Source organism: Bacillus sp. AFS040349 (assembly GCF_002577655.1).
Lineage (GTDB): Bacteria > Bacillota > Bacilli > Bacillales > Bacillaceae > Metabacillus.
Map to the genome: position 1 here is coordinate 39,503 of NZ_NUMC01000019.1, position 6,268 is coordinate 45,770.

General features: G+C 35.1%; 3 protein-coding genes. All 3 read left to right on the plus strand.

What is annotated here, in order from left to right; genetic code table 11:
- The first annotated feature begins 58 nt into the window (after positions 1-58).
- The 3 genes from COD11_RS05565 (at position 59) to COD11_RS05575 (ending at position 6,229) form a co-directional block, all read left to right on the plus strand.
- Positions 59-838, plus strand: a complete 780-nt coding sequence (locus COD11_RS05565) for a MerR family transcriptional regulator (protein ID WP_098795770.1) — start codon at positions 59-61, stop codon at positions 836-838.
- Positions 810-2,603 (plus strand): ABC transporter ATP-binding protein, encoded by a 1,794-nt coding sequence (locus COD11_RS05570; protein WP_098795771.1) that lies wholly within the window; start codon positions 810-812, stop codon positions 2,601-2,603. The genes COD11_RS05565 and COD11_RS05570 overlap by 29 nt, the downstream gene beginning before the upstream one ends.
- A 1,028-nt stretch (positions 2,604-3,631) precedes the next feature.
- The gene (locus COD11_RS05575; protein ID WP_176550989.1) at positions 3,632-6,229 is read left to right on the plus strand and encodes a lipocalin-like domain-containing protein; all 2,598 of its coding nucleotides are present in this window, start codon (positions 3,632-3,634) and stop codon (positions 6,227-6,229) included.
- Positions 6,230-6,268: the final 39 nt, after the last annotated feature.

Sequence of the window (6,268 nt, forward strand, 5' to 3'; positions counted from 1 at the left end):
TTCTCACGTTACGTGAGGTTTTATGATGATTATAGAATCTTAAAGGGAGGGATCATTCATGGAGGAGAAATATTCCATAGGTGAATTTTCTAAGAAAACAGCAACAACAATCCGCACTTTACACTATTATGATGAACTTGGTCTATTAAAGCCTTCATATGTAACAGAAAAGGGAAGACGCTACTATACAAATAAAGACTTTGTTACTTTACAAAGAATTGTTACACTTAAATTTTTAGGTTATTCATTAGAGCAAATTAAGGGATTTTTCCAAAAAGAAACTTGGGACTTGAAGGATACTCTTACTTTTCAAAGAAAAGAGATGATTCAAAAGAAAGAACAAATTGAAAATGTGATTAAGGCATTAGATCGTGCTCTTCATATTGTAGAAGATCATAAGGAAATTGACCCATCTATCTTTATAACACTCATCAATACGGTTCAAATGGAAAATGAGCAGAAAGAATGGCTAAAAGGTTATATAGATGAAGAATTAGTAGATGAAATATATAGTGTTCCTGAGAGCAAACAGTTGGAACTAGAAAAAAAGTGGGTAGAAATATCAACGGAGTTAAAAAAATTAACTAATCTTGTTCCAGAGGATAGTCAAGTTCAAGAACTGATTGATGAAATGATGTATCTTGTGAAAGATTTAACAGGTGATGATCTTGGGTTTGTTCAAGAGATTTCAGATAAAGAAGTGGAAGATGATAGATGGCTGTTTCATTCACCATTCTCAAGCGAAGAGGAAGAATGGATGGCAAAGGCTTTTGATGTTTATTTAAAAAAGAAAGGTGTGAATGTAAGTTATGGAAACGGAACAAAAGAACCTTCCTAAAGGAGATCATATTCGTACTTTCTGGCTTTTAATTAAAGATTCGAAGCCACCTGTCAAAATATTATGTGTGGCTGTTATTCTTAGCTTACTCGAGACAGGGGCTGGGCTAGTTGTTCCTTTATTTACAAAGTCACTGGTGGATCAGCTCTCACAATCAGCCTTAGAATTATCAGTTATCCTTTTGTTAGGTTTTGCTTTTGTTGTGCAAACTGTTTCATCTGGCTTTTCCTATTATTTTATGACGTACTTAGGAGAATCTATTGTCGCCTCTATTAGAAAAAGACTTTGGCAGCATGTGCTTCATTCTCCGATTCCTTATTTTGATCAACATGAATCGGGAGATACAATGAGTCGGATTACACAGGATACCAATACAATTAAAACGTTAATTACTCAGCATTTGATAACCTTTATTACTGGATTAATTACGATCATTGGCTCTATTGTCATTCTTATTATAATAGATTGGAAGATGACATTAATTATGCTTATTGCTGTTCCAGTGTCGATAGCGATCATCATGCCGCTTGGACAAAAAATGTATAAAGTTTCCAAGCTAACTCAAGATGAGATGGCAGGGTTTTCTGCTAACTTAGGGAGAGTATTATCTGATATTCGTCTTGTTAAAGCCTTTCTAGCAGAAACAACAGAACAAACAAATGGAAATAAGCGCATCGATCATTTATTTCAATATGGCTTAAAGGAAGCGCGAATTCTTGCTATCATTACTCCTTTAATGTCTTTTACGATGATGCTTGTTCTCGTCTTATTAATTGGCTATGGTGGTGTTCGTGTCGCATCTGGTGCTTTATCAGCCGGATCTCTGGTTGCCATCATCATTTATATGTTTCAAATTGTTGTCCCCTTTAGCCAAATGGCAGGCTTCTTTACTGCCTTTCAAAAGGCGATGGGAGGAGCTGAGCGAGTTCAGCAGATTTTGGCCTCTGATAAAGAATCACATGCTGAACACCTTCATGTAACAAATCCTTCTCAAGATATCCAATTCAAAGGAGTAACCTTTGGATATAAAAAAGACAACTCTATTCTAAACAACATGACTTTATCGATTCCTACTGGAAAAACAACAGCATTTGTTGGTCCAAGTGGAAGTGGAAAAACAACATTATTTGCCTTACTCGAAAGATTTTATCTTCCAAACTCAGGGGAAATCTTATTTGGAAATACAAATATAAAAGATTTTAATTTGAAATCATGGCGTAGTCAATTTAGCTATGTATCTCAGGAAAGCCCATTGATGTCAGGAACAATTCGAGAAAATATTATATACGGTATGGAAAGAGAAGTTTCTGAGGAAGAAATGAAAACAGCAGCAGAACTTGCCAATGCTTCAGAATTTATTTCCCGCCTTCCAGGAGGATTTAATACCGAGGTAGGGGAGCGAGGGATCAAATTATCTGGTGGGCAAAGGCAACGAATTGCGATTGCTCGAGCTTTAATACGTGGTCCAAAGATTCTTTTATTAGACGAAGCAACTTCTAACTTGGACAGTGCTTCAGAGCTCCTAGTTCAAAAAGCTCTTCAGCATTTAATGAAGGGGAGAACAACACTTGTTATTGCACATCGGATCTCAACGGTAGTTGACGCAGATCAAATCGTTGTGTTAGACGGTGGAAGAATAACAGGAGTTGGCACACATCATGAGCTAGTTGAACATCATAATTTATATCGAAAACTTGCAAAACAGCAGCTTCAGAATGGAGAAGTAGGGAACCATACGATTCCATCTCACATTGTTAATAACTAAATAGAAGTAAAAAGGTTACCGCATCATAATAACCGGCTACATTACTTTTCATATAGTAGTTCACACTAAGATTAAAAAGCAATTTGGCAAGTAAATCAGCAAAGAAAAATGCTTGGAGATATATATGCTCCAAGCATTTTTTATACCAAGATAAGCACCCGATTAAGCTTTTCCCAATCTTCAAGAATCGTCAGGAAATAAGCGGAGAAATTCCTCTTAATGAGGAAATAGCATGAAAAATAGATTAAATAGACGGAAAGATTTCGCCTATTTAATCGAAAAAGAGGCAAATGGACCATTTTACTGTGCTAAACCGGAAAAATTCCGCTTATATCCCCAAACTGAGTTTCATTTTTCAGTTTAACCGGAAAAACTCCGCATATTTATACTCTCGGTTTTGTATTCGGAAACCGAACCCGTTTGCATCATAAACGGTGCGGTTTTATGATTAACTTTTATTAAAAACCAAATCGTCAATGAAGTCTTATGTGTTACTTTAGACCTACTGTACTGGTTAACTAGTAAAATTATTTTTCGATAATTATTTGAGTTAATTTCATAATAATAACTCTTAAATCAAAAAACGAACATTTTTCTTCATCCGGAACTTGTTAATAAACAATACACGGATAAAAATACTAATAAAGGTGAAATTCATACGTTTTTTGGTAACAAATGATACATTATGAAATTGATTCATTTAACAAATCAATAATTCTATTGTGTGTAGAGTAAAGAGCTTTTTATAGTTAATACATTATTATATTTAATTAAAATTTGTAGGGATTGTAAGATAAATGTAAATATTCACCTAATTTTCTCAAGAAAGAAGTAGGTAAGAATTAGTAGATAAGTATTATTGTTATAGATGTAAGCGTTTTATATACTAAGTTGTAAGTACAAATAATAAATGAAAGGGAGGTATTGTAAGGTTGAGTAATAGATAATAAAATAACTTGTACGTATAGTTTGTGGTGCAGTATATGCTTTTAATAATTTTATACTCACTAATGAATACTGAGCTTTGTATGGAGAACAAAGGAGGAGAAAAGGTGAAAAATAATCTTAAAAGATTTTTATCTGTTTTTTTATTTTTGTTATTAGTCATACCAAGTAGTACCCTCGGCTATGAAAAAGAAAGCAATAGTGAATCACTTGAATTTAGAAATGCTTCAGTACATGATCCGTCTATCATTAAAGATCCTAAAACGGGCACTTACTATGTGTATGGCTCACATATTGATGCAGCTAAATCAACAGATTTAATCAATTGGGATAATTTTACGAATGGATACACAACTCCAAATAATAAGGTGTATGGCGATTTGTCAGCAAACCTAGCAGAGTCATTTCAATGGGCTGGAGAAGATGATGCGGATAGCAGAGGTGGCTTTGCAGTTTGGGCTCCTGATATTTATTGGAATAAACATTATGTAAATGAAGATGGCTCGAAAGGTGCTTACATGATGTATTATAGTGTATCTTCTACTTATATTAGATCTGCCATAGGAATAGCCGTATCAAAAAATATTGAAGGGCCATTTAAATATGTTGATACGATAATGTATTCTGGTTTTACTAATATGGAGGCCTATGATCGAAACAGTGAAGTGAATAAGCATTGGGAGAATACAAATCTTTCAGATCTTATTGAAGATGGTGTTATTGACGAAGTAAATCCAAATTGGTTTACAGAAACTGGTACGTACAATAATAAGCTCTACACGAATGCAATTGATGCCAATATCCTTGAAGGGAAAAATGGTGATTTATACATGACCTACGGATCTTGGTCTGGTGGGACATTTATTTTAGAATTAGATAAAAAAACAGGCTTGCCAAAGTATCCTGGTAAGGATGGAAAAACAAAAGATGGAAGAATGATTGATCGATATTTCGGAACAAAAATAGCATCAGGCTATGGAAGATCTGCTGAAGGAACTTATGCTGTATATGATAAGGAAACAGGCTATTATTACTTATATATCACATACGGTGGTTTAGCGTCAGATGGCGGTTATCAAATGAGACAATTTAGATCAAAAAATCCAGATGGACCTTATGTTGATGCCAAAGGAAACTCGGCTGTTTTTCCTGAATCATTTGATCTTGGAGTAGGAAACTTCCCGGGAAATGATGATCATAAAGATATTGGAAATAAAATGATTGGTAACTTTTTATTTAAAAGAGATCTTGGTGAAGCAGGTACCGGAATCGGTACAGGTTACTTATCTCCAGGACATAACTCATATCTAATCGATAAAGAATTAGGAAAAGAATTTATCGTTACTCATACTCGCTTCCCACAACAAGGGGAGATGCATGAGGTTCGTGTACATCAAACATTTAAAAATAAAGATAAATGGCCAGTGCCAACACCATATCGCTATGCCGGTGAAACAATTGAAAAGGTTTTTAGAAAAGATGTGATTGGTGACTATAAATATATTAATCATGGAAAAGAAATCACTAATGAATTAACAGAGTCAAGCTGGATTAAATTAAATAAAAATGGAACTATTTCAGGTGCTGTAACTGGAAAATGGAAACTATACGGTAAGTATAGAGCGCAATTAAAGATCGATGGAGAAGGTACGTATGATGGCGTATTTATACGTCAATACGATCCTACATCACAAAGCTGGGTTATGACGATTAGTGCAATGTCTGATGAGGGAGTCGTGATTTGGGGAAGTTATTCTGAGGAATCTACTGATGAAGAATTAGTTCAAGCCATCAAACAAGAGTTGAGCACAAGTTTACCTACAACAGTCATTAGCAACTTAGCACTAGCAAAAGAAGCAACAAGAGGAGCGAAAATCACTTGGAAATCGTCTAATCCTGAGGTGATCTCTGCAGATGGAGTGGTAACACGCCCAAGCTCTGATTCTGAAGATGCAATAGTAGATTTAACTGCGACTATCGAATCTGGTGATGCTACAGATACTTTAACGATCTCTGTTACAGTGCTTGCAGAAGAAGAAGGTGGTTTATCAGGTTATTACAATTTTAATGATACGCTAGAAGATCAAACAGTTAATAATCGACATGCATCTGTTACAGGAAATCGATTAGATAATAGTGGTGGACAAATTACTTTTGCAGAGGGTGTTGCAGGTAAAGCTGCAAAATTTGATGGCAATTCAGGGCTGCGTTTAGGTGATGGATTAATTACAGGTGACACTTATTCTGTGTCCTTGTGGTTAAAGCCTGAACAAATTACTGAATTTACAACCTCTTTCTTTGGAGCGGAAACATCAAATAATTGGATTAGCGTTGTTCCGAAAACAGGTTGGGGCAATACGATGGTTTGGGCACATAACGGTGACCAATGGTTTGATGCTGTGACAGATACAACTATTCCAGTAGGAGAGTGGAGTCACCTAGCTTTTACTGTTAAAGAAGGGAATGCTATATTTTATATTAATGGAGAAGAAAAATTTACAGGTGGAAATTTCCCGAATGTATTTAATTCAATAGACGCAGTATTCGGTTTAGGTGTTAACTATTGGGATACTCCTTTTAAAGGATTTATGGATGAAGTTCGTGTTTATGATGGATTAGCAATTTCAGCAGATGAAGCGCGAGCTCTTTATCAAAATCCAGGCGGGGTAGTAACTGAATAATAATGTAAAAGGAGACTGTCAATTAAAATGTACCCTATA